This window comes from Alkalinema sp. FACHB-956 (assembly GCF_014697025.1).
Taxonomy (GTDB): domain Bacteria; phylum Cyanobacteriota; class Cyanobacteriia; order Leptolyngbyales; family Leptolyngbyaceae; genus Alkalinema.
This window is the reverse complement of sequence record NZ_JACJRC010000003.1, coordinates 91,733-118,628: the sequence shown is the minus strand read 5'-3', so window position 1 is coordinate 118,628 and position 26,896 is coordinate 91,733. Positions and strand designations below refer to the sequence as shown.

Here is a 26,896-nt window from a genome sequence, read left to right as displayed (position 1 = left end):
TGTCTACTCGTCGTCAACGACCCACTGCCACCATGACTTCAAACAAGCCGATCGTTATTTCCCCGTCGATTTTGTCTGCTGATTTCAGTCGTTTAGGAGAAGAAATCCGTGCGGTAGATGCCGCTGGAGCTGATTGGATCCATGTTGATGTGATGGATGGTCGGTTTGTTCCCAACATCACGATCGGTCCACTGATTGTGGATGCAGTCCGTCCCCACACCCAAAAGCCCTTGGATGTGCATTTGATGATCGTTGAGCCTGAGCGTTACGTTGCAGACTTTGCCAAGGCAGGGGCTGATATCATTTCCGTCCATGCGGAACAGAGCGCTACGATTCACTTGCATCGCACCCTGGGCATGATTAAGGATCTGGGTAAGCAAGCAGGGGTTGTGCTGAATCCTGGGACTTCGTTGGAGACGATCGAGTATGTTCTAGATCTGTGCGATTTGATCTTGATCATGAGCGTTAACCCGGGTTTCGGTGGCCAGAGCTTTATTCCCGGCGTTGTGCCCAAGATCAAGCAACTGCGTCAAATGTGTGATGAGCGTGGCTTGGATCCTTGGATTGAAGTGGATGGTGGCTTGAAGGGGAACAATACCTGGCAAGTGCTGGAAGCAGGGGCCAATGCGATCGTGGCTGGGTCTGCGGTGTTTAACGCGCCGGATTATGCTGCCGCGATCGACAGTATCCGCAACAGCAAGCGTCCTGAAAAGGAATTGGCGGCGGTTTAAGGTTAATTCCAGACGATCGGCTCGCTAGCATATTCTCGCCAGCACATTGAAGCCAGATCTCGTTTCCGGGAAACTTCACTCGAGACAAAAATTCAAAACCTAAAAATCAGGAAGAGTGGGTAAGTTCGTTACCCGCTCTTTTTATTTGCTCTTTTTATTTTCGGTAGGTTGATTTCCAGTAAGCAGAACCGACTAGGATAATTTGTCGATGATAATTTGTCGATAATTTGCCCAGTCCCGCTATAACCAGTTGGGCAACAATGTCAAAGTTTGGCTTTCCATGATGATCATGATGCCTAAACCGATCAATACGAGAGGTAAAAGCAAGTGCCCATAACGCGCCAGAATTTTTACGATGACTGGATGGCGGGTTAGGAAATAGGCGATCGCGCACCAGACGCCGACCAGGCCAAAAAAGACGACCAAAATTAAGCCAACCGTCGCCACAGGTTGACTGGCAAACAAAGGTACGTAAATCCCCAGATTGTCGCCCCCATTGGCGACGGTAATGGCCGCAACTTGGCCGATCGGCGAACTCAGTAAAGCGGTGATTTTGCGAGAATTTCGCTGGGGCCGATCGGGGAGGGCTATGACATTGACTTGCTGAACGGTTGCTTCGGGTTCTTGATGCAACAGTTGGTGCAGGCCAATGGCGATCGGGAGTAACCCCAACAATCCCAACCAGGGCCGAGGCACAATCCAACCGCCTAAAACACCTGGTAAGCTGGCCAACACAAGGATCAGAAATCCGAGATATTGACCAGTAACAATTTGCTGAGCCCGAATTTGCTGAGCCCGAATTTTCTGAGCTTGAACTAGCGACCCCTCAGCTTTTCGTCCATGACTGGGTTGCCCCTCTGTTGGTGCAGCATCTCGATCGCCAGCAGAATACACTTGGCTGAATAAAATCGTTAACAGAATCAGATCATCAAGATTAGTGGCAATGAAGGCAGCGATACCTGTTGTAATTGCTTGCAATACCCAATGCATGTAATGATTTGCAATATCCAATGCATTACTAAAGTGAATCTACTGTAACAGAAAAACACATTCGATCGAATAATCCAGGTTCATTATTCTCTGAACGGTTCACGACTAAATCGTAATTTGCTGAATCATTTACAGCTACATTATTAATCGCCTGATTGATAGTGTTGTAACAATGCTACTATCTCAGACTGACTGAGCATGTTGGTAATTGCAGGGGTGAATACAATTGTTCCTAAATCTAGCTCTGGAAGTGATTACGATCTGTTGCAAGTTGTCATGGGGGATTCTCCAGATCCATTGACAGCGCAAGACAAAAGCATTGGTTTCCTATCCTGCTTTACAATTGCCCCTGAGCCATTCTTTCTGATATTGTCACGAAATACTCATTTTCATGAGTCAATAGCTGGATTGCCTGGGTTGAGTTGCCGATAGTTGCCGAACCCTTGCTCTGGAGCCAACCCCTTCCCACCCCACCCCCGAGCGAATATACTCCAGGCGAATACATCAGCATTCTTCCCCGCCAACTGCACATAGAACCTTAGCTTTGTAACCGTAGATACACAGCCAAATGCAGAACTACGCCTCAATAGAGACTATGGTTCTGCCGCCCCACGCCAACAATAGTCCACCTCGAATGCCCACCTCGTCAGATAGCCTGCTTAACCCAGCGCACCTGCTATTTGACTTGCAGCAAGCCACCGAAATTGCCCAGTCATTTGCGGGATGCCTAGAGCCAGAATTACTGGCGCAATCTCTGACTGATGGATTAGTTGAGCGATTTAATTGCGCCTTTGCCCGCATCTGGTTATTAGAATCCAATCAAACCCTCTTGCGGTTGGTCGCCTCATCGGGCATGTACACCCACACCAATGGCTTTTTTGGCCGCGTGCCCATGGGGGCGTATAAAGTGGGCAAAATCGCCCAAAACCGCGTCTCCTTTTTGAGTAACAACCTGCCAGAAGAACCCTGGGTGGGCAATCGGGAATGGGCGATCGCCCACCAAATTCGCGGCTTTGCTGGCTATCCCCTCGCGATCGGTCAGCGCGTCATTGGCGTACTGGCCCTGTTCAGCCACCATCCCCTCGAACCAGAATTTCTGGAAGTGCTGCCCACCCTCAGCACCCTAGTCACCGTCGCCCTCAGCACTGCCATCCAATACCAAACAGAAAAGCACAACTGGCAACTGGCCGTGGGGCATAGCAGCAGCGAGATTCCCCTCTCCGACCAAATCGCTAAAATTCTCAGTGGGTCGCGGTTGACCATGCTGGGGACAGAACGCACCCTTGACCTCTCGACCCACTATCTTTTGCTCAAACTAGCGGAAACCCTCAACCAGGCCGCCTACACCCGACTCCTGTATGACGACCAAGGTGTATCCCTAGAGATCACCGTTTCTAACCCATCGCCAGCCGCCACCGACCTAATTGATGGCCATCTTGCCGAAATTCAACTTCTCGCGTCCGGGTTGGGGGGGCAACTCACCACCCAACCCCTCTCCAACCAACGGGCACTGCAAATTCAACTCACCCTTCCCTATCGCCAACAACCCTCCGATCTGCGGCTAGAAATTGCCTGTACTGCATCCGTCCTGCAACTGGCCTGCACCCAACTTGCCAGAGCCGCCGGATTAACCCCCTGCCGCGATCGCAATGCCCCCGTCCTAACCGATCAGCCGAGTACGATTGCAGGCGATCGCAAAATTATCTGGATCGCCACTACCCCAGTTTGTCCAGCGAAAATTCAGGCCAAAGTTGACCTATCGATTTCACCAGAGCAATTGCGGCAGGTCGTCGAGGCGGTGACGCAGGGGCAAACCTGGGGTATTCGCGCCAGTGAACTGACGGAACGGGAACTGGAAATTCTCACGTTATTAACCCAGGGGCACCGCGATCGCGACATTGCCGAACACCTGTTCATCAGCGAAAGCACCGTCAAATTCCATCTCAACAATGTCCTGGCTAAGCTTCAGGTTCGCACCCGCTATCAGGCAATTTATCAAGCAATTCAACAGGGATGGATTTAGTTGCCACCTACCCATATCGCTAGACTTGGAACTTCCGTATTCACAGATACAAAGGCGCATAAATCGCAACTTTAGGCTGGCTGTAAGTTGCACAACAGAGGCTTTTGTATCCTATGAGCAGTCACCATTCAGTCGTCGTTGTTGGTGGTGGGCAGGCGGGGTTAGCCATGAGCTATTGCCTGAAAGAACGGGGCATTGACCATCTGATTTTCGAGAAAAATCAAATTGGTTATGCATGGCGAGAAAAACGCTGGGATAGTTTTTGTCTGGTTACACCCAACTGGCAATGTCAACTACCGGGATTTCCCTATCCGGGGAGTGACCCCCAGGGATTCATGGTGAAAGATGAAATTGTGCAGTACATCGAAGCCTTTGCCGCTGCCTTTGAGCCACCGATCCGCGAAGGTGTAGCGGTATCGCGGCTGTGGAAAGACGAAACCCACAATCGCTTTGAACTGGAGACCTCGATCGGCAGCTACACCGCCGATCAGGTGGTCATTGCTACAGGTGGCTATCATCGACCCAAAATTCCCCGCATGGCAGAGCGACTGCCGTCCACCGTCCAGCAAATTCACGCATCGGAGTATAAAAATCCAGATGCCTTGCCACCGGGAGCCGTGCTGGTAGTGGGCACTGGCCAATCGGGGTGCCAAATTGCCGAGGATTTGCATCTGGCGGGTCGGACGGTGCATTTGAGTGTGGGCAGTGCGCCGCGATCGCCCCGTCGTTACCGGGGTAAAGATGTAGTGGACTGGTTAGATCAGATGGGGTACTACGACTTACCAATTGACGAGCATCCCCAAAAGGACAAAGTCCGCGCCAAGGCCAACCATTACCTCACCGGACGGGATGGTGGGCGGGAGATTGACCTACGGCAGTTTGCCCAGGAAGGAATGCAACTGCACGGACGGTTACAGCGGATTGACGGGACAGCACTGCAATTTAATCCCGACCTGAAGCAAAATTTAGACCAAGCCGATGCCGTTTGCGAAAGCATTAAACAGACCATTGACAAGTTCATTGCCAAAAACCATCTGGATGCCCCCACCGAACCGCCTTACCAGCCCGTTTGGCATCCCACCGAGGAGCAACCCGCGATCGATATGGCAACTGCCAATATCCAAACTGTGATCTGGTGTACGGGGTATGAAACCGACTATAGCTGGGTGGATATGCCCGTGTTTAACGGTAAGGGCTATCCCAGTCATGAGCGCGGCGTAACGCCCCTCTGGGGGCTGTATTTCCTGGGGTTGCCCTGGCTGTATACCTGGGGTTCGGGGCGATTTTCCGGCATTGCACGGGATGCGGTCCATCTGGCCGATTACCTGACGGCACGGCGACGGATTTCCACTAACAATGCCTGGAGTGTGGTGAATGAATTTTTGCTGGGTTCGTAGTCCCGATCGCCTATCGATTTAAACAGGGATGACAGGCCGATCTCCCCGACTTCAGCCCATTGGCGATCGCGAACCTGACGCTATGGGTAGTCTTCTGGACTCGGTAACTGGAGATACAAATCCCCGTTCTGACAACCTCATAATGGGGCTGGAAACCCAGCAAAACAAAAGGAAGCAACTATGGCTGAAGTGACTGCCCCAGCGCATCAAACGGGTGATTTCTTTGTTGATTACGAAGAAAAGGTTTTTCCCGATGTCAAAGCCGAACCGGGTGAAAAAGCCCTGGTGACCTTCCACACCGTTGCCTTTGAAGGCTCAATTGGTTTTGTTAACTTGCTGCAAGCCACCCGACTACAGCGCAAGGGCTTTGAGACTTCAGTGCTGTTGTATGGCCCCGGTGTAACCTTGGGTGTGCAGCGAGGATTTCCGAAACTCGGTGATGCTGCCTTTCCGGGTCACCAAAACTTCAACGAGCAACTGACCAAGTTTATGGCCGAAGGTGGCAAAGTCTATGCCTGTCGCTTTGCGCTACAAGCCCTGTATGGTCACGGCGAACCCTCGTTGATTCCTGGCATTCGCCCGATCAATCCGCTGGATGTGCTGGATTTGGTGTTGCTGCATCGCAAAGATGGAGCCTTCATTCTCGATACCTGGACACTCTAGGATTTTTACTCTTCCAATCACCCATGGATTATTCACGCATTGTTCGTGCAGCGGCAGTTCAAATCAGTCCAGTGCTGTTTAGCCGCGAGGGCACAACCGAGAAGGTCTTGCAGGCGATCGCCAAAGCGGCCTCGGCAGGGGCGCAACTGGTGGTTTTTCCCGAAACCGTTGTGCCCTACTATCCCTACTTCTCCTTTGTGCAACCGCCCGTCCTGATGGGCAAAGAGCACATGCGGCTGTACGAAGAAGCCGTGACGATTCCAGGGCCAACCACCGATGCCGTCAGTCAGGCTGCCTGTTCCCACAATATCGTCGTTGTCTTGGGAGTCAATGAGCGCGATCACGGCTCCCTCTATAACACCCAACTGATCTTTGATGCTGATGGCACCCTGGTACTGAAACGGCGCAAGATAACCCCGACCTACCATGAGCGCATGGTGTGGGGGCAAGGCGACGGAGCCGGATTGCGAACGGTGGACACCGCCGTGGGCCGGGTGGGTGCGTTGGCCTGTTGGGAGCATTACAATCCCCTGGCTCGCTTTGCCCTGATGACCCAGCACGAACAAATCCACTGTGCTCAGTTTCCTGGGTCGATGGTCGGGCAGATTTTTGCCGATCAAATCGAAGTGACCATTCGCCACCACGCCCTGGAATCGGGTTGTTTTGTGATCAATGCCACGGCGTGGCTGTCGCCGGAACAGGTGGGGCAAATTACCCCGGATGAAAAGCTGCAACGGTTCCTCAGCAACGGCTGTAATACGGCAATTATTGGCCCGGAGGGGAATCACCTGTGTCCGCCTGTGACCGAGGGAGAGGGCATGGCGATCGCTGACCTTGACTTCTCCCTGATCACCAAGCGCAAACGGATGATGGACTCCGTGGGGCATTACTCCCGCCCGGACTTATTGCAACTGCATGCCAACCTGACGGCTCAATCTCTGATTGCCCCCACGCCGGTTCCAGACTTCGCCCCACTGGATTTGCCCGTTCCAGACGCGAATGCTGTTTCACCTGTGTTCACCCTGAATGAATCCCCATGAAACCTCCCCTACCCCCGTTTACCCTAGAAACCGCCAAAGCCAAAGTCCAGGCGGCTGAAGATGCCTGGAATACCCGTGACCCAGAGCGTGTCGCCCTCGCCTATACCGAAGATTCCGAATGGCGCAATCGGGCTGAGTTCTTGCAGGGACGCGCCCAGATTGTGGAATTTCTCAAGCGGAAATGGGCGAAGGAGTTGGACTATCGCTTGCGAAAGGAACTGTGGTGTTTTCTGGAGAATCGTATTGCGGTGCGGTTTGAATACGAATGGCACGACGATTCTGGCTTCTGGTATCGCGCCTACGGCAATGAAAACTGGGAGTTTGCTGACAATGGGCTGATGATGCGCCGATTCGCCAGCATTAACGATGTTCCGATTCAAGAATCCGATCGCAAATTTCGCTGGGAGCGGTAACCCACATGACTCAGCAACTGAATCAGCAATCGACGAGTCCGCTACACCTGACGAAGCAAGAGCTCATTGCTCAACTCCAGACCTATGGGTTGCAGTGGATTGAGCCGACATCAACCGTGATGGGTCGCAAGGGGGGCGCGGGGCCGTCCGATCACAAAGCCATCACCATTGATGACACGACGGTGATGGTGCCGATCTTTACCGAGTCGGCGACGCGATCGCCCTATGCGGCTGTGCTCGACTCCAGACCCGGTCAGGCCAAACTGCGGTTTCACGATCGCGACATCGCCCAGATTTCCTTTCCCCAGTGGCCTCGGTTTTATGACCTCAGTACCGCCGATGGGATTCCCTACTGGAAAATCGCCCTGCTGCACAGCCGCGACGTACTCGCGACTACGGTCTTGCAAACCTGTATGCGCTACAACGACACGGCCACCGCTTGCCAGTTTTGCGCCATCGGCCAGTCGCTAGAGGCGGGGCGCACTATTGCCCGTAAAACTCCGGCTCAACTGGCGGAAGTGGCCGAAGCGGCTGTGCAGTTGGATGGGGTGCGGCAACTGGTGATGACCACGGGGACGCCCAACACGAGCGATCGCGGTGCGGCCTACCTGACTGAATGCGCCAAAGCGATTAAAGCCAGGGTGAATTTGCCGATCCAGGCGCAATGTGAACCCCCGGATGACTTTGTTTGGTTCGAGCGGATGCACGCCGCTGGAATTGAGAACCTGGGGATGCATCTGGAGGCTGCCGATCCAGCCATCAGAGCCACCATCATGCCTGGAAAAGCGTCGGTGCCGCTCAGTTACTACTTTGAGGCATTCCAAGCCTCGGTGAAAATCTTTGGCTGGGGACAGGTGAGCACCTATCTCCTGGCTGGATTGGGCGATAGTTTGGAAACCCTGACGGAGATGTGCGATCGCCTGATTCAAATCGGGGTCTACCCCTTTGTTGTGCCCTTTGTGCCGATTACGGGCACGCCGCTGGCGCACCATCCTGCCCCCAGCAGTGAATTCATGCAGGCCGTCTATGGGCGCGTCGGCGCAATGCTGAAGCAGTCCGGGTTACGCTCTGCCGACATGAAAGCCGGATGCGCCAAGTGTGGAGCCTGTTCTGCCCTCTCCAGTTATGAAGCTGCTTGAACTGTCTAAGAACCATGACTTCCTATCAATTCAAACTGGCGACTACGCCTGAAGAAATCGCGGCTTACTATGCCCTGCGTCAGACCATTTTTGTCCACGAACAACAGCTTTTCGAGACCAGCGATGTGGATGACATTGATGCGATCGCCTATCCCATCATTGCCGTCCAGGCCAACGCGGCGACTGAACCCAATTCTGGCGACTCCGCCGACCAGATTGTTGGTGTAGTGCGAATTTATGAAACGAGTCCCGGTTTCTGGTATGGCGGGCGATTGGGCACCCATCCGGACTATCGCAAAGGCTGGCAAATTGGGAAAGGGTTAATCTACAAGGCGGTGACAACGGCCAATACCTGGGGCTGTCAGCAATTCCTGGCTACGGTGCAGCTTCAGAATGTGCGGTTTTTTCAGCGGTTGCACTGGCAGTCTGTTCAAGAAATGACCATTTGCGATCGCCCGCACCACCTGATGGAAGTGGATCTCAACTTTTACCCGCCAGCTAACGAGATCCGGCCTGCCCGACCCTTTCAACAAGTCAGAGAAGCGTCCTGATGCTAACTGCCCTGGTTGCCCACCTGCAAACTGCGATCGGTATTTTGCATAAACAAGATATTCAAACTACCGCCCAGGTTTGCCAGTCGGTCACGCCGCGATCTCCCTTCCCGGTTCAACTGGGGGATGACTGTGCCGCCATTCCCGACGGCGACGGCTATTTGCTGCTGGCCAGTGAAGGCATGATGCCGGGTTTTGTCGAGCAAGACCCTTGGTTTGCGGGTTGGTCGGCGGTGATGGTGAATATCAGTGATATCTATGCCATGGGGGGACGGGCGATCGCGGTTGTCGATGCCCTGTGGAGCCAGTCTGCTGAGCAAGCGCAACCGCTCTGGGCGGGGATGCAAGCAGCAGCCCGTGCCTACAATGTCCCCATCGTTGGCGGGCACACCAACTGCCATAGTGTCTACAATGCCCTCTCTGTCTCGATTTTGGGACGAGCCAGCCGCCTGATCACGAGCTTCGATGCCCAACCGGGGCAACACTTGCTGATGGTGGTAGATCTGCATGGCGCAATGCATCCCCGCTTTCCGTTCTGGAATGCCGCCACCACCGCAGACCCTGCGCAATTGCAGGAAAAGTTAGCGCTGTTGCCCCAGATTGCTGAGCAAGACCTGTGCAGATCGGGCAAGGATATCAGCATGGGTGGCATCATTGGCACGACCCTGATGCTGCTGGAAACCTCCGGTCGGGGTGCCATTCTGAATCTGGAAGCCATTCCCCGTCCTGCCCATGTGCCCCTGGAAACCTGGCTGACTGTCTTTCCCAGTTATGGTTTTTTACTCAGTGTGGATGCGGCTCAAGTGCCCTTAGTGCAGCAGTTGTTTCGCGATCGCTCCCTGGCCTGCGAAGCGATCGGTGAAGTCAATGGCAGTTCTGAATTGGTCTTGCAACTGCAACAGGAATCCATCAGCTTTTGGGATTTAGCCCACCGCCCCCTAACGGGATTTAAACCAGATTTGTAGATTTGTCAGCCGAGCTAACCCCTATGACAGGGTAACTGATGCATTACGTTAGCACTAGCGTATCCTAAGTTTGATTACACCTTTCCACTACACCTAAAATCGTGTGTCTAGTAATACATTTACCCACCTCCATAAGAAATCTGAAAATAGGCGGAAAGCTTCTTGCAATTTAGCTAGATCGGCACATTATGCGAAAAAATCGGCATAAGTAGTAAATTTAGTACGTTATGCCGAATTATTCTGCCTATCCACCCAAATTGAAATCTTAGGCAGAATAATTCAGCCTATTCATTGTTATGCCGCTTACGTTTCGAGTTGTGGCAGTAGCTTGAAGCTCATCGGTTATTGCTGAGATAAGGTTGAACATAGTTCTATTAGTCTTAAAATATCATTAATTGCTGATATGATGATATGCGAAAAGCTTCAATTAAAAGCAAAACATATGGTTCTGTCTGCTCGATCTCAGTCCACTGGTTTGAAAGCTAAACTCTTTCGTGGGTTTTCTGATTCGTCACGATTGGCGATTTTGGAGGCGCTGCGATCGCGTCCAATGACCGTGAGTGAAATTGTTGAAGCAACTGGGCTATCGCAATCTAATACCTCAAATCATTTGGGCTGTCTGCGAGATTGTGGTCTAGTAAGTGCCCTACAGCAAGGACGTTACACGAGCTATCAACTTGCTGATCCACGAGTGACTGAGATTTTGGAAATAGTCGATGAATTACTGGCTGATGTAGCAAAAGGCGTTTATGAATGCACTCGCTACAACTGCTCAAAGAACAAATAACAACAAGCTAATCAGGAGGCACAATGTCAGACTGTGGATGTCACATGGAAGCAAAGAACGCGGCGGAGCGTAAAACGCTGCGAATTCTGCTATTGATCAATGGCGTAATGTTTATCGTCGGGATTGTGGCAGGAGTTTTGGCACATTCAACTGCCTTAGTTGCCGACTCATTAGATATGCTTGCAGATGCTTCGGTTTACACGATGTCGCTTTTTGCGGTTGGCAAATCAGCGCATCACAAGAATCGTGCAGCGACTCTCAGTGGTATTTTTCAGATTACATTAGCCGTGATGGTTGTCGTCGATGTGTTTCGACGGTTCGTTTGGGGGAGTTCACCAGAATCAGACTGGATGATAGCAATTGCTCTCTTGGCGCTGATTGCTAATAGCTATGGTTTATACCTTCTCTCAAAGCATCGTAAAGGTGAGGTACATATGCGGGCAAGTTGGATATTTACACAGAATGATGTCATTGCAAATTTCAGTGTAATTATCGCAGGTTTGCTAGTGACTCTGTTCAATTCTCGATATCCCGATCTGATGGTTGGATTTGGAATCGCAAGCCTAGTTGTTTGGGGTGGAATCAGCATTATTCGAGATGCACAACGTGACAGAACAACGCAAAAACGGATGTAGTAACGCGGCATAACAACCCCAATGCAGCGGACGTACAGGGTCTTCGCGCTTCGTTTGAGTCGTATCTGTCGCCGCTGATTGGGAACGTTAGCTGGCTTCAGTTATAGGTGGTGGGAGTGGTTTTAAGCGCATCTGTGAGTGTTTAAGATTGTGTTATCCAGGAGTGATTGGTCAGGTAAGCAGCGTTTGAAAGTATCGCAAGGAGTTTGGCAGAATGGGAAACCGCAACTACTACGACACCATTGCTGATATTTATGATCAAACTCGCTGGTTGACAGAATCTGTGGCTGAGGAAGTAGCAGACTTCATTGTTGAATTGGTGAACGCATCGCCTGAGACATCGTTTTTAGAACCGGGTGTCGGCACTGGCTTGAATGTTTTACCATTCGTCAGACGGGGCTACGCTGTCACTGGCATTGATGTGTCCGAAGAAATGCTTGATCAGTTCCGCCGAAAATTGCACGACGTTCCTCAAAATCTGAGCTTGATCCATGCTGATGCTTCAGAATTGCCGTTTCCAGATCAAAGTTTTGACGTGGTGTTAACTGTTCACATGGTTCATACTGTTGCCAATTGGAAGACTTTTCTTGATGAGATCAATCGCGTTCTGAAACCGAGCGGGTTCTATCTCAATGCCCAATGGATTACGCCCCCTGCTCGTATGGAATTTGAGCGGTATTTCCGAATGATTCTGTCAAAATATGAAGAATTACGGGCATCAAAGCCTGTAGACAAAGTAATCGAGGAGATCAATGTTGAGGAGTATTTTCACAGCAAAGGTTATCAATCGACCTATGTAGTTGCAAAGGAATGGAGGGTAAGCAACACGGTTGAGGAGCTTCTAAGTTTTTTCAAATCGCGGGCATATGGACTTTGTTGGCGAGTCACCGATGAAATCTTTGCTCAGGTCATGGAAGAGTTTGAATCGTTCTGTGTTGAGCATTATGGTTCGCTCGAAACCGAGTTATTATCTGAAGCAAAGTTTGAAATCTGGTCGTATACCGCCAGCTAACATATGTTAGTAGTCATCTGACTGTCGCCTGTTGCATAGCGTCACTGACCTTTCCTCTGTTATAGGCAATTCTGATGTCTCCCGTATTGCTCTTGTCTACCCATAATTATGCAGGAGTCCGTAGTTTACCGCTCAATCTGGCAAGATGCTCAGAAAGAAAGAGATCGGGCGATCGCACTCAACTTCCTCAGAGATGGGTTATCGGTTGAAGCTGTTGCTCGTGGAACCGGATTATCGATCGAGGAAGTCCAGCAACTTCAGCAACAACTCAACGGCTCCGCACAAAGCTGAAGTTGATCGATATACGGAGAGTTGATCGTAAAAAACGGCATAAACCCGTTGGAGTGGACAGTTGGGAGTCTTTTCGCCCGGAACGTTGTACTGCTCAAAGTTATCGGTGGGGCTGCCCTTGAAAGCTACGTACTGGAATTCAGGATTAAAGCTATCTGCCTATAGCTTTCGGCAAGTTTTTTGTTAAAGAGATGGGCGAGAATTTGACACTGTTATTCTAGAGCTGAAGTTTTGAGAGATTTAATTTAATGTTGATTCAGTTGACAGAATCTGATTCACAGATCCTTGAATGCTTTCCAGTCTTAGCTCAACTACGTCCACACTTGAAACAAGAGAATTTTTTAGAGCAAGTTCAGCGTCAAAAGCAAAGCGGTTATCAGCTTTCTTTTTTAGAGCGAGATGGCCAAGTGCTAGCTGTAGCAGGGTTTTGTATCTCTGAGTGCTTAGCATGGGGACGATTTTTATACGTTTATGATTTAGTTGTTGATGAAGCAGTTCGGTCAGAGGGGTATGGACAAAATCTATTTGAATGGTTGATGGAATTTGCAAAGAACCATGATTGCCAGCAGCTACATCTAGATTCAGGCGTTCAGCGTTTTGATGCTCATCGGTTCTATTTGCGACAACGCATGAACATTGCAAGTCATCATTTTTCGCTAAACTTGTGATTGTCGTGCATATCACCGTACGACAACGCTGTTGCAGCAGACTGCCGAAAGGCGCTGTGTGTTGGCAAAAATGATTCTCAAATGAGCTTTGTAGTGAGGGCACATTAATGACTCAACTTTTTGGTGAAATCTAGGTCGTGAATTATGCCACCTAACCCTATGTTGGAGCGGTTGGAGCGGACATCTGAAATTCCGATGCAGATTGCCCTATTCACCTATTCCACTAAACCCAGAGGCAGCGTCATCCATACCCTGGAACTGGCCGAGGCACTCCAACACCTCGGTCACACCGTCTGCGTCTACGCTTTGGATAAAGATGGCAGCGGCTTTGGCCGATCGCTCACCTGCGCTTACCAACCCGTTCCAGCCAGTGCCGCTCCCGCCGCCATTGACCAACTGATTCAGCAACGGATTCAAGAATTCGTCACGTTTTTGGATGGGCATCTAGCCAATTGCCAGTATGAGATTTTCCATGCCCAAGATTGCCTGAGTGCCAATGCTCTGGCAATATTACGGCAGCAGGGTAAAATTCCCCATTTTGTCCGTACCGTGCACCACATTGAGGATTACCAGAGTATTTACCTTCAGCAGTGCCAGCAGCGATCGATTGAGGACGCGGATCTGTGCCTGTGTGTCAGCGACTACTGGCAGCAGCAGTTAGCCCAGCAGTATCACATCCACGCCCCCAGAGTGGTGAATGGCGTAAACCGCGATCGCTTTGCGGCTCCCCTACCAGACCCACAACCCCTCCGCCAACAATGGGGCATCACTGGAACTCCCGTATTCCTGACCGTTGGGGGCATCGAACCGCGCAAGAATACCCTGCAAATGCTCAACGCCTTCGCCCAAGTGCGTCAGACCCTGCCCCACGCCCAATTAGTCATTGCCGGAGGTGCGACGCTATTTGACTATCAGACGTACCGGGAGCAGTGCTTGCAACGGATAAAGGAGCTTGAATTGGAGCAGGCGATCGTCCTCCCTGGCGTAATTCCCGATGCCGATCTGCCCAGTCTGTATCGCTGTGCCGACAGCTTTGTCTTCCCATCGGTGAAAGAGGGCTGGGGCTTAGTGGTGCTAGAAGCCCTAGCCAGTGGGTTACCCGTAATTGTCTCCCAGCAGGCTCCCTTCACCGAATTTCTGACCCCTGAGCAGGCCCTTTTCGTTGACCCCTCCAACCCCGATACCATTGCCCAGGCGATGTTGCAGAGTGTCCAACCCCAGGTTGCTCAGGCATTGGTGCAAAACAGTCACACTGTGCTGGAAACCTATTCCTGGAAAACGTCCGCTACAATGCACATCAATCATTATCAAGGATTCACCCATGCCAGAAATGCGCTTCAAAATTCAATGGCCTGATGGCACTGAGGAAATCTGCTATTCCCCGTCCCTGGTGATTAAGGATTACTTCACCCCGGATCAGTCTTATCCGTTGGATGATTTTGTAGCACGATCGCGCACTGCCTTAACCATCGCCAGCGATCGCGTGCAAGCCAAGTATGGAATGCCCTGTAGCCTCGCCCTGAATCAATTAAGCAAAATTGAGCGACGAGCCGATCAGTTCCAACAAGAAGCAGCCATTCCCATTGCCGTTAAGGTTATTCAATTCATTGAATGAGGTGTAATCGTTCATTCCCCATCAGGGGAGGAACAAGCGGGCGTAACTCGCAACACTTTTCCTCTGGGGGATGTGAGCGGATTCCGTTGTAATTGCTTATGTAATTGCTTGCAATACCCAATGCATTACTAAAGTGAATGCGCTGTATTCGGCGAAGCCATTCGATCGATTAATCCAGGTTCAGCATTCTCTAAATGATTCATGACTAAATTATGATTTTCTGAATCATGAGCGGCTAGATCACTTAGATGATGGGTATTGGGATGATCATTACTGTGATTCATCCCATGCTCCGAAGATTGCACCAGCAAAGCCTCCGCGTCGGACGAGATTGCTGCAACTTGCGGGGGTTCTACGCCATCCTCCTCTGCATCATTGAGCGATCGCACCAGTGGAGATAAGTGCTCTATGACCCCGTTTGCGACTGCTTTTAGTTTGTTACAAAACTCAGGACTGACATCATTGGGGACAAATTGATGAATGGCTACATCCAGTGCGTTCTCAAGTTCAGGAGGCGTCACTCCATTAGGTAAAGCCGTGAGTTCTGTAGATTGAGCAACTCTCGCATCAACTGTTTGGAGCGAGGAAACCGTTAACCTTTGGGAAGACTGAGCCAACTGATTCGATCGAGCTTTCGATGGCTTACCATGCCGCTCTAAAGTCTGTCGCGCGAGATTCATCCAGGCAGAATCATCGGGTTGCAGCCGTCTGGGTAACGCTTTTCGTTGTTCTGTCGAGAGGAGATTTCTGGGAAACCGATCGCCCACGAGCCGTTCAAATTCCCCCGAAAAATGCGGGGTTGGGTGCCGTCGCCGCCGCCAGATTTTGAGGATTTCATCGACGGAGATGGCTTTGTACCGCCCCTGGTACAGTGCCTCAATCACGGCGAGCCGAATCCATTTCGGTGAATAGTGGGCTTGCCAGTCCTCTAGTAAGTCCTGCAATGATTGATTTCCCAAGTCAAAACTATAATGCCTCAGCAAAGACTCCGCGTGGGCGATCGGGCTGGAGGCCATGGCTAACGAGGATGAAGGAAGCGGTGTTGAATAGAAGCGTTGGTCATGTTTTGCCATGGTGATTTGTGTGCAGTTTCACTGATCTGGAATGCCCTTAACCTTTGAGTTTAGTCAATTTTTTCCTGGCGATCACCCCTAGCTACCAGATTTCACGACAATTCTTGTGTTTCAATTGGCACCAACCAGTCCCATGGGCGCACATCAATCGCAGATCAGTCAATCGCAGCTCAGCTAATCTCAAAGAAGTCAAGCTGCTGCCTTCAGGGATCTGGCTGGAATTCGACCAGGACTGACTCTAATGGAACCGTGTGCTAATGCGTGTTCTAATTGGGCCGAGATACCCCAGAACCCACGGGAACTACATCACTCCCACTGAAAGGTTCAGATCCCCCTGACCAGTTGAAATCATTAATCGTTAGGCTAATGGAACCCAGGGATAGCACAGGGTTATAACGCAATCGAACGCTATAGGTGCGACGGCTATATTCCACAAAATAGTCTGTACTAATTTCTCGGGTTGGATCCAAGTTCCAGGCCGTTTGTACCCCGAGCCGAATCGGGCCATAGATTTGTTGTACGAGACCCACGGACAAAATGCTGTTGTCTACGGCGCGATCGAACAAGAAGGGCGACAGACCATCGGGCAGTGTGCGGGAGTAAGTGACGTTAAACCCGGTGTAATCAAAGAAAGGTCGCGAGAAATGGCCAAACTGACCCGATAGACTGGCACTCAGCACCACATTATTTTGTACATCGCCACTGCTGTAGGCCGTTGCCACCCCGGTCGATCCGAGTCCCAGTGAAATATAGGGAACTACCGGGGTTGGAGTATAGCGGAGTCCTTGGGTCGGTGTTGCGGGCAGAGGTTTGCCTTGCCATAGGAGGAACCCTTTGCTGAGAGCCACGCTGCCTTGGAATCGGCTGAGACTAATGCGATTGTTATCCCGAATTGGTTTGAGCAGATCGATCCGATCGGTATCCGCATTGATGTACTGATAACCCACCTGATAACTCAGGTTAATGCCCGTTTTGCCTAGGGGAATGCTAGGTGAGAAAAACAAGGCTCCAACACTACTCTGCACATCCTGGAAGCCCAGAGAGTTGTTAAATAACCGATCGCGGTAGCTGGCCTCCAAGGCCAACACATGGGGGCCCCAACCCGTATTAATGGGATGAGCGGCCCGCAAATTGGCCCGGAAATTGGTTTCAAACTTATCGAAATTAAAGCTCGTCAGGTTGGCGCTGCCTCGAATCACCCCCCCATTGCCAAAGGGTGCAACTAACTTCGCTTTGACCCCTAACCAATCCGCAGCCGATCCACCTTCCTGGACTGCCCGTTGCAGATAAAACTGCGGCGTTACGACGAACTGCACTGGCCCTGGAGGCAGAATATCAAAGGGACGCTCGATGAATAAGCCACCCCGATCGTCACTATCAAAGCCAATGCTAAACAAACCGGGCTGGCGGGGACGGCGATCGATGACCACGCGATTGCGCAAAAGGGGCAAACTGAAGCGCTGATCAAACACGAGGCGAGGTTTCTCTGCCCGAATTTCATCCCGCAGGGGCGAAAGACGGGTAAAGGTCGCTGTCTTGGCCCGTAGTTCCAGTTCCGGCGGCGAGAAGGGGTCATTGGTAATCCGCACATCCCGCGCTGTCCAGCCTTCGGGATAAAAGTCTGCATCCGCCGCTTCAAACCGAACCCGGCGCACCCCCTGGCCTCCCCGAGGCGGAATCACTTCTCCCCCACTGGAATTGTTCCGGGCCCCTAGGGTAAAGCTGCCACCGGGCCCACCCGTGACATTCTGCGCCGGTTGGTTGGTGTACACCCGATCGATCACGGGCTGGGTCAGGACGGCTCCGGCGGAAATATCCGTGGGCAAATTGGGCGCAAAATCTGTCCCAGCACTGGGCAGGAACACATCCCCCCGTAGCGATCGCACCTTGCCTTCCCCTTGAACGAAGTTATATTCAAACCGTTCGCCTTGCAGTACCTGATCGCCACGGGTCAGTTGCACATTGCCATCAGCGACGGCAAAGCGATTGAGGAGATTGACCTGCAAGCGATCGGACTTCAGCAAGGAGCCGCGAAACCGCATAGACACGTTGCCCTCTGCGGTAAAAATTTGTCGCCGTTCGTCGTAATCTTGGCGATCGGCCTTCAGTTCCAGCAATCCTTCCTGCGCCAGCTTTGCGGTTGGTGTGGAAGGCGTTGCGGTAGATGGCGTTGCGGTAGATGGGGTTTTTGTTGTGTCGATCGGGGGTTGCCCAGGGCGGGAGGGTAAAGCAGATCCCTTGGGCTGATTACTCTCCGGTGGATTACTCTCCGGCTGAGGCCCCTCAGTGGTGGGTGGTAACGGCGTCGTTAACGGCCTTGCTGGACGGAATTGCGTTTTTGTAGACCCTGTAGATTCTGTAGATTCTGTAGAATCTGTAGATTCTGTGGCACTTGTAGAACTGGCTTGGCCGGGAGAATTGGCTTGGCCTGAGGCATTCTGCGATTCCAGCAGATCTTGGGAAAGCGTCTTTTGTGAAATCATCCAGCCGGAAGGCTCGATCGTGACCTGGGCCTCAGGGAAAACATTCGTCGTTGCATCCACCATCAACGTATCCGCCGATAAGGAAGGCCGAGACTGTTCAAACGATCGAATGTAGGCTGGCGGGTCAGGTGGCGCAACCGGATAGGGCATAGGAATCCAATCAACTCACAAAAAAAGGACAGAGACTAGCTCAGGAACAACCGGGCTAAACATCTGACGTGGCAGATTCTAGAAGGTTGCACACCCAAGGATAATCTACTGCCCTCAAACTCGAATGGGCAAATCCTGAAAATTAGTCAAGATCGCGACGGTTGGGGTTCCGGGCGGGATCGTTGTTCAGGAAGCCGAAGAAGAAAACCAAAATAAAGAAAGCAACAACGATGTTAACTACGATTTTTAGCGTAAGCATGGGAATGACTCCAGCAAAACGAACACGATCGGTTGTCAAAAACGGGAAATCCCGTAATACCAAAGATGATTCTCTATCTTACCTGGTATTGCAGCCCGGTTGGTCAACCAGCCCAGTTTAGCGATGCCCAGTTTAGCGGTGTTCAGTTTAGCGACGGGATTTAAACCAGCGCCATAGGGTCAGGATGCCTTGCTCGACCCACACCAAAATTCGATCGCACCAATCCAGCACCTTTTCCCACCAGGTCTGCTCGTACCCCAGGGGCGTGGCTTCAGCCTCTAGCCAAGCAGCGGCAAATTTATCAGGCTGGGTGGTGGTGGTATCTGCTTCAACGATCGCGTCTGTTCCCGTTAGGGTTTCCGCATCGTTGGTGACTGTGTCTTGCTCGGTTCTCGTGGATGAAATTGCCCAATTGTCGAGATCCACGCCAATTAAAGCGCGAGTCGAATTGCTCGCGGCTTCTGGGGTGGAGATCGCATCTACCGTTAAACTGGCAAAAATCTTGGTTCGGAGTGCACCCCGCCGATTGAGGACGATCGCCTTCGTTCGCTGCTGGCCTGCTTTGGGAGTAGCTGGGTTGGCGGCAGACTGGGTTAGGGCGGACAGTGGATCAGCCAAGGTGCTTTGGATCCATTGCTTCAGGGTGCCGCCAAGGGTCGGTTGAGGTTGACCGGGGAGTGCGGTGGTGACGACGCCAAACAGCGTGGTGGGAACATCTTCTGCGGGAACGAGCCAGCGATCGAGCCAGGTGCTGGATGCCGAGGTTCCAGCCATACTAGGGGCTCCAGCGCCAAATAAGTCCTGGGAGGTGAGCCAAGGATCCTCGACCACCGTGAAGGATTTGGCCTGACCCGGTAGAGAGGCAACGGTGGTCGCCGAGGGATAGAGGGTTTTGGCTGCCTGCGCTGTGGCCCTTGGCCCAAAGAAATAGCGAATGGCCGCTTGAATTAAGTCTGGCACCTCTCGTAGTTGGGGGAGCCCATGGCCGAGGGTGTCGATCTTAGCCCGCAAGGCAGCCCCGATCGTATTCCAGCGCAACGGATTGGCTAATCGTTCGGGCCGTCCTGAGGAACCCATCGCCAGCGCTGAGGATGCAGTAGAGGGCCGTAAATTGGGTTGGAAGCCTTGCAGTAGGGGCGGATTGGATCCCGTTAATTTGGCCTCTTGGAAAAGATTAGCGGAGACAGCGATCGGGCTGGACTGGATCCAGGCCATGAGTTGCCAGAATAGCCGTAACGGGATCGCCATCGTGGAGCGATCGTGAACCACCAGCGCCCCCCCTGTCTTGAGTTGGTGGCGTCGCCAATAGCGATAGTAAAGGGCTAACTCAAAAATAATGCGCCGCTTGAGTTGTTGCTGCTGCGTCTGGGTCAGCACATCCAGCACTTGGTTGTCCGTAGACACCAGCACCATCCGCTGGGTAGACACCAGGGAGGCCACGCCGCGAATCTCAGTGCCTTCCGTCAGCAAAGCTAGCAGGGGATCCACCTGCCCGACGGGAGCCGGCGCGATCGTATTTTGGGTCAGGGCCGAGATAACTTTTTGAATAGCAGCATCGGTTGCCACAGGCTCATCGGACTGATCAGCCCCTGCCGTCAGCCACAGTGCCGCCTGCCGTACCCCCGCATTAAGCTGCTTACCCACCAGACGGGACGCTTGGAAGACCGCATAAATCGGGTAGAGGGACAACTGCGCCCCCCAGATCGCCGCCAATTTGAAGTTACGCCAGAGCACTCCCGCCCGATCCTTCAGTTTTTGGGTTTGACGGGAGAAGAAGTTGAGAAATTGACTTTGGTAAGGGCGATCGAGGGCCATAGCATCCCACCCAATGAAACAATAAAGAACTGGAGCACCTGTCGCAATGACCCACTGAATTGGGTCTTAACCTATTTCACAAAAATTTTCGCGAAGTCAGTGATCCCTAACGTGAAAATTGTACGCCTTCCCTTTGAAGAAGATCTGTAACTGATTATGACAAACTTGCCAGATTCGATCGAACTTGCAACACAAACATTGCACGGTGTAATCCAATCCCTGCGAAACCAGGTACAGCAAGACACGATCGCAACTTGGCAGATTGTAAACAAGAATTTAGCCAGCCAGGATTTAATTGGCCAGGATTTAACTAGCCAGGATTTAACTAGCCAGGAGTTAGCTAATGCGGCGGCTGTCCTGCCCGATTCCCTCCCCCTTGCTGTTCCCAACGCAAAGGGGCATCTGGCCTGGGACAAGGGGCGTCACGTGATGACTCTGCATCAGGCGTTTCAGTTACCGCAATACCTCGATCGCACCCCGCTGGGCCATTACGACCTGACTGGGCTAACGGCACGACTTTGTTTGACTTGGTGGGCGGAACTGGCGGAGGTTTGGGTCAATGGCGAAAAGGTGCAGGAAGGTGATTTATTTGACCATTCGGCACGGATTGTCCTGAGCCCATCTGTCCAACCGGGCGAGCGGGTGGAGGTAACGCTACGGCTGGTCAGTCCCGGTCACGATAACGGTGCATTGATGCGATCGCGGTTAATTTTTGAATCGGCCTATGATGAGTTGGATCCTGGGTTTGTGGCCGATGAATTTGCGGTGGTGACGCAGTATCTAACGACCTTTGCCCCGGAGGAACTGCAAGGACTGGCAAACCAAGTTGCCCAGATTGGCGCGGAATTGCGATTAACCCCAACGGCTTTGGCCGATTTAAGAAACAGTTTGGTACCCTACCGCGATCGACTGAAGGACTACACGATTTATCTCCTAGGTCATGCCCATTTGGATATGGCTTGGTTATGGACGGTGGAGGAAACTTGGAAGGCGGCGGAACGAACCTTTCGATCGGCGCTGCAATTACAACAGGAATTTCCTGAATTAACGTTCTGCCACACGACGCCCGCGCTGTATGAATGGATGGAACAGCACCGTCCGGAATTATTTCGCGAAATTTGCCAGCGGGTGCAGGCGGGGCAATGGGAACCCGTGGGGGGACTGTGGATTGAACCGGAGTTGAATGTGATTGGAGGGGAATCGATCGCCCGTCAGATCCTCTATGGGCAACGCTATTATCAATCCCGTTTTGGAAAAATTAGTCCCATTGCTTGGCTACCAGATACCTTTGGGTTCTGTTGGCAGTTTCCGCAATTGTTGCAACAGGGTGGTGTGAGCTATTTCGTCACGCAAAAGTTGCGCTGGAATGATACGACTCAGTATCCCCATGAGGTGTTTATTTGGCAGGCTCCCGATGGGTCTCAGGTGATGGCGTTGATGTCGGCTCCGATCGGGGAAGGGATCGACCCGATGAAGCTGAGTGATTACTGTTGGGACTGGCAGCAAAAAACGGGCGATCTTGAACCTCTATGGCTCCCTGGAGTGGGTGACCATGGCGGTGGCCCCACCCGCGACATGTTGGACTTAGCGACCCGGTGGCAGCGATCGCCCTACTTCCCCAACCTGGAATTCACCACGGCGGAAACCTATTGCGATCGGCTGCAATCCTCCTTGCCCATGGCCGAATTGCCCCTTTGGAATTCCGAGTTGTATTTAGAATTCCATCGCGGTTGCTACACGACCCATGGGGATCAAAAGGCGTGGAACCGGGACTGTGAAAATGCTCTCTACTGCGCGGAATTGTGGGCGTCTTTAGCGACGTTAGCGATCGGTCAGCCCTATCCCAAATCGGCATTGGAAACGGCTTGGAAACAGGTGTTGTTTAACCAATTCCATGACATTCTGCCCGGTACGTCGATCGCGGAGGTTTACCCCACAGCGAATCAAACCTGGGAGCAGGCGTATCAGCAATTACAGGCGATGACAACCGAGGCTCGGCGAGCGATCGCGCAGGCGATTCAACCGTTAGATGCTCTCTCATCGACCGATCGAATGATCGTTGTCTTTAACGATCTCTCCTGGTCGCGGAGTGGATGGGTTCGGTTATTTATTCCAGATTTGTTTATTCCAGAATGCGCTGGGGTAAGTTCTAATCAATTCGATGATGCGATAATGGTTGATCCCCCTAAATCCCCCTTCATAAGGGGGACTTTGAAGGATTCAAGAGATGAGGTGAAATGCCAGATTCGATCACATTATCAGGATGGCCGATCGGGATGGCTTGTAGAATTCTGGGCGGAAGCGATTCCACCGATGGGATACTGTTGCTATCGACTTTCGATCGAAGACTCCAGTGATATTTCAGAAATCAGTAAAGACAACATTACTGAGATTTGCGATATAACTTTTGATCGTAATCAAGATTATCAGTTAGAGAACGAGTACTTGCGAATCGTTATTAATCCAGAAACGGGAAATATTACAGAGCTATTTGATAAAATTGATCAGCAAAATGTTTTTAATGGTGAAGGAAACGTATTGCTGAGTTTTCAAGATCAAGGTCAGTACTGGGATGCCTGGAATATTGATCCAGATTATAAAAATCACCCGTTACCGCCAGCGCAACTACGGTCGATCGCATGGTTAGAACAAAGTGCTACACAATCGCGGTTGCAAGTTATGCGAACGATCGGGCGATCGACCTTTACGCAAATTTATGTGCTGGAAGCCCATTCGCCGTTGTTGGAAATCCAAAATCAAGTGGATTGGCAGGAAAAACATGTGCTGGTCAAAGTTGCATTTCCAGTCAATTTTTCAGCGGAGTTTGTCAGTTACGAAACCGCCTGTGGCGTCATCGATCGAACCACGCGCCCCATAACTGAAGCCGAAAAAGCCCAATGGGAAGTGCCGGGACTGCGCTGGGCGAGCTTGAGTGGAGAGATCAAGGGGCAAGCGGGTAATCAGAGAAACTATGGCCTGAGTATTCTCAGCGATCGTAAACATGGCTACGACCACCAGCCCGATGAAATTCGACTCACGCTGTTACGGGCACCGGAATGGCCCGATCCCCAGGCCGATCAAGGTCAGCACCAGTTTACCTATTACCTCTATCCCCATGCCGGAAACTGGCAAACTGCTAAAACACCCCAAAAGGCCATGGAAACGACGTTGCCATTACCCGCGATCGATCTCCCAGCCCAAGCCTTGCAGGGCGATTTGCCACGGTCAGGAAGCTTATTAACTATTCCGATCGATCATCTAATACCCATGGCGTTCAAACAGGCGGAAGATAACCCAAAACAATATATTCTGCGCTGTTATGAATGGCTAGGAGAATCCGCAGAACTCACGATCGACGGATTGCTAGCGTTAAAAATAAGCGATCGGGTGGACTTGCTGGAGCGATCGCTAGAGAAGCCAAACGGAACTATTCAACCTTGGCAAATTGCGAGTTTTCAGCTAGAGCGATGCTTGCCGTCGGTGCTGGATGCTTGAGCCAGCAGGTTGTAAACCTGTGCCCGATCGCGCAAAGCGGGTTGAAAATCTGGTTTATTCGATAGTGCTGTTTCTAGGGAGTGCAGTGCCTCTTGGTATTGCTTCAGTTCCATTAAGATCCGACCCCGCCAATACCAAGGCACATGGCTTTCTGGCTTAATGTGAATTGCCCGATCGAAGCAGGAAATCGCTTCCCGATAGCGTTTCAGCTTCACGAGTGCACTGGCTACACAGCACCACAGGGACGGATTATCCGGCTGACGAGTAATCGCCTGATCATAAACCGCGATCGCTTCTTCATAGCGACCTAAGGCAACTAGCACATTTCCCCGTGCTTTCAATGCTTCTGGGTCATCTGGATTAACCTTGAGGGTTTGGTTATTCCCCATCATTAAAACAGAATGATTTCTCACCTTTTCCCACAGGCCGCCCCGCATTAAGAACGAAGAACTGGGTTCCCCGCTGTGACGATTAGCCAAGGGAGAGGCTGATTGTGCCACCGCCAACGCAGAGATCAAACTCGGTGCTTCAGTGGTTACGACGGTTCCTCCCGTCATGACGGTGGAATCTTCCATCTCGTCACTCCATGGGGTTTGCCCTTCATTCTGGAGTTTTTCCAGGGTCCGGGTTTTGCCAGCGAGGGCTGAAGTGAGTTCGGGGTGGAGTTCCAAGGCTTGGTGATAGGCCAGCAGCGCTTCCTCAGAATTGTTCAACTTCTCAAGCAGCCAGCCCCGATGGTGCCATGCCTTCGCGAGGGAACTCTTTTGATCTAGATTTTCCGTTCCCCCATGGGCGATCGCCTGCGTGATGCAAGTCAAGGCTTCTTCCCAGCGCTTCAACTGACTGAGGAGAATTCCCTTTTCAACCAGCGCCCTAAACTGGTTAGGCTGGCTTGCCAAAATTCCATCCAGAAGGGTCAGTGCTTCTTCGTAGCGCTTGAATTTGGCGAGGGTCATGCTGTGCAAAATCCGGTAATGCACATTGGTGGGTTGCTGCTGCCGGAGTTGTACCACGACTTCTAGGGCTTCTTGGCAATGTCCCGCCTGCAAGAGCCGTTCAATTTGTCCCCGCGCCATCATTAGCCGTTTGCGACTTTCCACCGCTAGTTGGAAGGTGGGTTTCATCTGAATGGCCCGGTTGTAGGCCACTAGGGCTTCATCCCACTGTTCCAAGGCTTCAAGTAACTTGCCCCGATCGTGCCAGGCCCAATAGTTATCCGGTTGCAACTGCACCACATGGGTATAGCAATTGAGGGCATCTTCTAAGCGTTGCAAATTTTCCAGCACCATGCCGCGTTTCAGCCACGCCTTACAGTGGTTCGGCTCCAGTTGAATGACGCGATCGTACCCTGCGAGCGCTTCTTCAAAATATTGAAAACTATCCGCCGCCAAGGCCCGCTTAAACCACAGTTGGGCATCCTCGCCTTGGACTTGCAGGGCTTTGTCGTAGGCCGAAATGGCCTCCCGATAGTGGTGCCGTTGGAGTAAATAATCCCCCCGTTCCTGCCATGCTTTGCCCCCGTCCTCCGGCGAGATGACCTCCTCCAATGTTTGCAGTTGTTCAACGATCGCGTGGGCAGAAGGATAGCGTTGTTGGCTATCGTAATGCACCATGCGATCGAGGATATCGGCTAACTCTGGGCTCACTTCCGCCTGATCCCGCCAGATGACTTCCTGGGTGTGGGGATCTCGCTGGAGATGCTTGGGTGAACTGCCTGTCAGGGCTTGAATGGCCATCATCCCCACGGCATACAAGTCACTCTCAAAACACGCCGATCCCGCTAACTGCTCCGGAGGGGCATAGCCGGAGGATCCCACAATCATGGCTGGATCCTCTGCGTGGGAAAAAGCCATTTGTTTAACCGCCCCAAAGTCAATGAGGACGATTTTCTGATCTCGGGTGCGGCGAATCAGGTTCCCTGGCTTGATATCGCGATGTACGACTTGGTGATCATGGACAAAGATCAGCAGCGTCAGGATATCTCTAAGAAAGGCCCGCACGTCTGATTCGGGTAGCGGCAGCTTGCCTTTCCAAGCTTGGCTCAAGACCGTCCCTTCGATGTATTCCTGAACCAAATAAAATTCTTGATTTTCCTGAAAGTGAGCCGTTAGTCGAGGAATTTGATCGTGGTGCCCCAAGGCATGGAGAACTTCGGCTTCCGCGTCAAATAACGTTTGGGCCGCGGCAAGCACGATCGCATTGTTCACCTTAGGCTTGAGTTGCTTGACGACACAAGCAGGTTTGCCCGGTAGGTGGAGATCCTGCGCGAGATAGGTTTGTCCAAACCCACCTCCCCCTAGCTTGCGAATGATTTGGTATCGCCCGCCAAGAATTTGGTTGGACATAGCTGAGGCACAAGACGATTGACTAACCGAAACAGAATGTGAGGGCATTGCAGAGGACGCCAGGAGGAACCGTTAGGTATAGCTTTCCCCTCGATCGCATAAAAGACGCAAGGTTGAACTTTGGAATAGAGGACTGGGGACTAGACTTAAGCAGGAACCCAAGACTCCGGCCCCTAGAACTCATGGGAGTTGCTCTAGTGTGTTGGTCTAGTGTGCCGATCGGGGCTGCAAAAGTGACCGGCCTTTCACAAACTTCATCGCGCCTTTATCAATCGCGTATTAATCGCGTATTAATCGCGTATTAATCGCGAGAAATTCCATGGGCTGCGATCGCCTTCGATTGAATTAAAGCTATA

General features: G+C 51.8%; 23 protein-coding genes. 17 read left to right on the top strand and 6 right to left on the bottom strand.

What is annotated here, in order from left to right; genetic code table 11:
* Window positions 1–32 precede the first annotated feature (32 nt).
* Entirely contained in the window at window positions 33–731 is a 699-nt protein-coding gene (rpe, locus tag H6G21_RS05700; RefSeq protein ID WP_190571464.1) for a ribulose-phosphate 3-epimerase, read from the top strand.
* A 240-nt stretch (window positions 732–971) separates the two neighbouring features.
* Here the strand turns inward: rpe and H6G21_RS05695 are convergent, their stop codons facing one another.
* Window positions 972–1,721, bottom strand: a complete 750-nt coding sequence (locus tag H6G21_RS05695) for a cadmium resistance transporter (RefSeq protein ID WP_190571462.1) — start codon at window positions 1,719–1,721, stop codon at window positions 972–974.
* A gap of 595 nt (window positions 1,722–2,316) precedes the next feature.
* On the opposite strand from H6G21_RS05695, the gene H6G21_RS05690 reads away from it, so the two are divergent.
* The 15 genes from H6G21_RS05690 to H6G21_RS05620 all read left to right on the top strand — a co-directional run bounded on the left by H6G21_RS05690 (window position 2,317) and on the right by H6G21_RS05620 (window position 14,920).
* On the top strand, window positions 2,317–3,744 hold the full coding sequence (locus H6G21_RS05690) for a LuxR C-terminal-related transcriptional regulator (RefSeq protein WP_242041673.1): 1,428 nt from the start codon (window positions 2,317–2,319) through the stop codon (window positions 3,742–3,744).
* 113 nt (window positions 3,745–3,857) lie between these two features.
* The gene (locus tag H6G21_RS05685) at window positions 3,858–5,141 is read left to right on the top strand and encodes an MSMEG_0569 family flavin-dependent oxidoreductase (RefSeq protein ID WP_190571459.1); all 1,284 of its coding nucleotides are present in this window, start codon (window positions 3,858–3,860) and stop codon (window positions 5,139–5,141) included.
* A gap of 180 nt (window positions 5,142–5,321) precedes the next feature.
* Window positions 5,322–5,804: an MSMEG_0572/Sll0783 family nitrogen starvation response protein gene (locus H6G21_RS05680; protein ID WP_190571457.1), complete on the top strand. Its 483-nt coding sequence runs from the start codon at window positions 5,322–5,324 to the stop codon at window positions 5,802–5,804.
* A gap of 23 nt (window positions 5,805–5,827) precedes the next feature.
* Window positions 5,828–6,844 (top strand): Nit6803 family nitrilase, encoded by a 1,017-nt coding sequence (locus H6G21_RS05675; protein WP_190571455.1) that lies wholly within the window; start codon window positions 5,828–5,830, stop codon window positions 6,842–6,844.
* Window positions 6,835–7,257, top strand: a complete 423-nt coding sequence (locus H6G21_RS05670) for a DUF1348 family protein (protein ID WP_190571972.1) — start codon at window positions 6,835–6,837, stop codon at window positions 7,255–7,257. Before H6G21_RS05675 ends, H6G21_RS05670 begins: the two co-directional genes overlap by 10 nt.
* Before the next feature lie 47 nt (window positions 7,258–7,304).
* The gene (locus H6G21_RS05665) at window positions 7,305–8,396 is read left to right on the top strand and encodes an MSMEG_0568 family radical SAM protein (RefSeq protein WP_190571970.1); all 1,092 of its coding nucleotides are present in this window, start codon (window positions 7,305–7,307) and stop codon (window positions 8,394–8,396) included.
* A 14-nt stretch (window positions 8,397–8,410) separates the two neighbouring features.
* Window positions 8,411–8,947 carry an MSMEG_0567/Sll0786 family nitrogen starvation N-acetyltransferase gene (locus H6G21_RS05660; RefSeq protein ID WP_190571453.1) on the top strand — a complete coding sequence of 179 codons (537 nt, stop codon included), beginning with the start codon at window positions 8,411–8,413 and terminating at the stop codon, window positions 8,945–8,947.
* Window positions 8,947–9,912, top strand: coding sequence for a sll0787 family AIR synthase-like protein (locus H6G21_RS05655; protein WP_190571451.1), 966 nt, complete (start codon window positions 8,947–8,949; stop codon window positions 9,910–9,912). The genes H6G21_RS05660 and H6G21_RS05655 overlap by 1 nt, the downstream gene beginning before the upstream one ends.
* A 442-nt stretch (window positions 9,913–10,354) precedes the next feature.
* Window positions 10,355–10,699 carry a metalloregulator ArsR/SmtB family transcription factor gene (locus H6G21_RS05650; protein ID WP_190571968.1) on the top strand — a complete coding sequence of 115 codons (345 nt, stop codon included), beginning with the start codon at window positions 10,355–10,357 and terminating at the stop codon, window positions 10,697–10,699.
* 23 nt (window positions 10,700–10,722) lie between these two features.
* Window positions 10,723–11,334, top strand: a complete 612-nt coding sequence (locus H6G21_RS05645) for a cation transporter (protein ID WP_190571448.1) — start codon at window positions 10,723–10,725, stop codon at window positions 11,332–11,334.
* Window positions 11,335–11,548: 214 nt separating this feature from the next.
* Window positions 11,549–12,346: a class I SAM-dependent methyltransferase gene (locus tag H6G21_RS05640; RefSeq protein WP_190571446.1), complete on the top strand. Its 798-nt coding sequence runs from the start codon at window positions 11,549–11,551 to the stop codon at window positions 12,344–12,346.
* 108 nt (window positions 12,347–12,454) lie between these two features.
* Entirely contained in the window at window positions 12,455–12,637 is a 183-nt protein-coding gene (locus H6G21_RS05635) for a hypothetical protein (RefSeq protein ID WP_190571444.1), read from the top strand.
* 248 nt (window positions 12,638–12,885) lie between these two features.
* The gene (locus tag H6G21_RS05630) at window positions 12,886–13,305 is read left to right on the top strand and encodes a GNAT family N-acetyltransferase (protein WP_190571443.1); all 420 of its coding nucleotides are present in this window, start codon (window positions 12,886–12,888) and stop codon (window positions 13,303–13,305) included.
* Window positions 13,306–13,449: 144 nt separating this feature from the next.
* Window positions 13,450–14,661 carry an MSMEG_0565 family glycosyltransferase gene (locus H6G21_RS05625; protein WP_242041671.1) on the top strand — a complete coding sequence of 404 codons (1,212 nt, stop codon included), beginning with the start codon at window positions 13,450–13,452 and terminating at the stop codon, window positions 14,659–14,661.
* A complete protein-coding gene (locus tag H6G21_RS05620) occupies window positions 14,627–14,920 on the top strand; it encodes an MSMEG_0570 family nitrogen starvation response protein (RefSeq protein WP_190571440.1) in 294 nt (97 codons plus the stop codon). Before H6G21_RS05625 ends, H6G21_RS05620 begins: the two co-directional genes overlap by 35 nt.
* A gap of 128 nt (window positions 14,921–15,048) precedes the next feature.
* Here H6G21_RS05620 and H6G21_RS05615 read toward each other — a convergent pair whose 3' ends face one another.
* The 4 genes from H6G21_RS05615 to H6G21_RS05600 form a co-directional block, all read right to left on the bottom strand.
* Window positions 15,049–15,993: a hypothetical protein gene (locus tag H6G21_RS05615; protein WP_190571438.1), complete on the bottom strand. Its 945-nt coding sequence runs from the start codon at window positions 15,991–15,993 to the stop codon at window positions 15,049–15,051.
* A 266-nt stretch (window positions 15,994–16,259) separates the two neighbouring features.
* On the bottom strand, window positions 16,260–18,626 hold the full coding sequence (locus tag H6G21_RS05610) for a DUF3769 domain-containing protein (RefSeq protein WP_190571436.1): 2,367 nt from the start codon (window positions 18,624–18,626) through the stop codon (window positions 16,260–16,262).
* A gap of 142 nt (window positions 18,627–18,768) precedes the next feature.
* Window positions 18,769–18,885, bottom strand: coding sequence for a photosystem II reaction center protein I (locus H6G21_RS05605; RefSeq protein WP_190571964.1), 117 nt, complete (start codon window positions 18,883–18,885; stop codon window positions 18,769–18,771).
* Between the two features lie 147 nt (window positions 18,886–19,032).
* Window positions 19,033–20,700: a hypothetical protein gene (locus H6G21_RS05600; RefSeq protein ID WP_190571434.1), complete on the bottom strand. Its 1,668-nt coding sequence runs from the start codon at window positions 20,698–20,700 to the stop codon at window positions 19,033–19,035.
* A gap of 156 nt (window positions 20,701–20,856) precedes the next feature.
* On the opposite strand from H6G21_RS05600, the gene H6G21_RS05595 reads away from it, so the two are divergent.
* Window positions 20,857–24,195, top strand: coding sequence for an alpha-mannosidase (locus H6G21_RS05595; RefSeq protein ID WP_190571432.1), 3,339 nt, complete (start codon window positions 20,857–20,859; stop codon window positions 24,193–24,195).
* On the opposite strand, the gene H6G21_RS05590 is transcribed toward H6G21_RS05595, so the two are convergent.
* Complete coding sequence (locus H6G21_RS05590; RefSeq protein WP_190571431.1) at window positions 24,156–26,540, bottom strand: serine/threonine-protein kinase; 2,385 nt, start codon at window positions 26,538–26,540, stop codon at window positions 24,156–24,158. The two genes, H6G21_RS05595 and H6G21_RS05590, sit on opposite strands and share 40 nt — an antisense overlap.
* Window positions 26,541–26,896 lie beyond the last annotated feature (356 nt).

Coding starts and splice junctions, on each gene's coding strand:
- H6G21_RS05690 (WP_242041673.1), top strand. CDS start 2,317: ATGGTTCTGCCGCCCCACGCCAACAATAGTCCACCTCGAATGCCCACC.
- H6G21_RS05625 (WP_242041671.1), top strand. CDS start 13,450: ATGCCACCTAACCCTATGTTGGAGCGGTTGGAGCGGACATCTGAAATT.
- H6G21_RS05660 (WP_190571453.1), top strand. CDS start 8,411: ATGACTTCCTATCAATTCAAACTGGCGACTACGCCTGAAGAAATCGCG.
- H6G21_RS05635 (WP_190571444.1), top strand. CDS start 12,455: ATGCAGGAGTCCGTAGTTTACCGCTCAATCTGGCAAGATGCTCAGAAA.
- H6G21_RS05650 (WP_190571968.1), top strand. CDS start 10,355: ATGGTTCTGTCTGCTCGATCTCAGTCCACTGGTTTGAAAGCTAAACTC.
- H6G21_RS05640 (WP_190571446.1), top strand. CDS start 11,549: ATGGGAAACCGCAACTACTACGACACCATTGCTGATATTTATGATCAA.
- H6G21_RS05590 (WP_190571431.1), bottom strand. CDS start 26,540: ATGTCCAACCAAATTCTTGGCGGGCGATACCAAATCATTCGCAAGCTA.
- H6G21_RS05615 (WP_190571438.1), bottom strand. CDS start 15,993: ATGGCAAAACATGACCAACGCTTCTATTCAACACCGCTTCCTTCATCC.
- H6G21_RS05645 (WP_190571448.1), top strand. CDS start 10,723: ATGTCAGACTGTGGATGTCACATGGAAGCAAAGAACGCGGCGGAGCGT.
- rpe (WP_190571464.1), top strand. CDS start 33: ATGACTTCAAACAAGCCGATCGTTATTTCCCCGTCGATTTTGTCTGCT.
- H6G21_RS05620 (WP_190571440.1), top strand. CDS start 14,627: ATGCCAGAAATGCGCTTCAAAATTCAATGGCCTGATGGCACTGAGGAA.
- H6G21_RS05605 (WP_190571964.1), bottom strand. CDS start 18,885: ATGCTTACGCTAAAAATCGTAGTTAACATCGTTGTTGCTTTCTTTATT.
- H6G21_RS05680 (WP_190571457.1), top strand. CDS start 5,322: ATGGCTGAAGTGACTGCCCCAGCGCATCAAACGGGTGATTTCTTTGTT.
- H6G21_RS05655 (WP_190571451.1), top strand. CDS start 8,947: ATGCTAACTGCCCTGGTTGCCCACCTGCAAACTGCGATCGGTATTTTG.
- H6G21_RS05685 (WP_190571459.1), top strand. CDS start 3,858: ATGAGCAGTCACCATTCAGTCGTCGTTGTTGGTGGTGGGCAGGCGGGG.
- H6G21_RS05695 (WP_190571462.1), bottom strand. CDS start 1,721: ATGCATTGGGTATTGCAAGCAATTACAACAGGTATCGCTGCCTTCATT.
- H6G21_RS05600 (WP_190571434.1), bottom strand. CDS start 20,700: ATGGCCCTCGATCGCCCTTACCAAAGTCAATTTCTCAACTTCTTCTCC.
- H6G21_RS05610 (WP_190571436.1), bottom strand. CDS start 18,626: ATGCCCTATCCGGTTGCGCCACCTGACCCGCCAGCCTACATTCGATCG.
- H6G21_RS05595 (WP_190571432.1), top strand. CDS start 20,857: ATGACAAACTTGCCAGATTCGATCGAACTTGCAACACAAACATTGCAC.
- H6G21_RS05675 (WP_190571455.1), top strand. CDS start 5,828: ATGGATTATTCACGCATTGTTCGTGCAGCGGCAGTTCAAATCAGTCCA.
- H6G21_RS05630 (WP_190571443.1), top strand. CDS start 12,886: ATGTTGATTCAGTTGACAGAATCTGATTCACAGATCCTTGAATGCTTT.